Here is a 649-nt window from a genome sequence, read left to right on the forward strand (position 1 = left end):
TACCTTCTATTGATGAAGATGACATGTGCTGTTTTAAAGATATTAAGTAATAGTTCGATTTGGTGAAGGGCTAATGTCTCAATTATTGGGGAGAGGCTTGAGAATACTTGATTAAATTACTCAGGTAATAGATAATTTTTCAGCAATGCATCGCTCCGATGCTGACTATAAACACTTCAAGAGACATGAATTAAGCAATGCGCCTAACCACAAAAGGTAGATATGCAGTCACTGCAATGCTTGATCTTGCGCTGCATGCTTGTCATAACCCGGTTGCCTTAGCAGATATCTCGCTTAGGCAGGGTATCTCTCTTTCTTATTTGGAACAGCTGTTTTCGAAACTTAGACAACGTAAGCTGGTTAGAAGTATACGTGGTCCGGGAGGCGGTTATCAGCTAAATGTTGAGGCTGCTGATATTTCAGTTGCCGCCGTTATTGATGCTGTTGATGAGTCAATTGATACAACTCGTTGCGGCGCCAAAAGCCGTGAGGGTGTGGAGGAAAAAGCTGAGAAAGGCGGTTGTCAGGACGGCGAGCAGTGCCTCACTCATCATTTATGGATGGATCTTAGCCAGCAAATACATAGTTTTCTAAATTCTATAAGTCTTCAAGACCTTATGAACAAACGAGAGGTTCAGGTTACTGCTAT

General features: G+C 42.1%; 1 protein-coding gene. It reads left to right on the forward strand.

The genetic code is table 11. The annotated features are described in order from the left end of the window. Positions 1 to 197 precede the first annotated feature (197 nt). A partial coding sequence (locus A3761_RS06665; RefSeq protein ID WP_068750007.1) for a Fe-S cluster assembly transcription factor occupies positions 198 to 649 on the forward strand: 452 nt, incomplete at its 3' end.

This window comes from Oleiphilus sp. HI0123 (assembly GCF_001635315.1).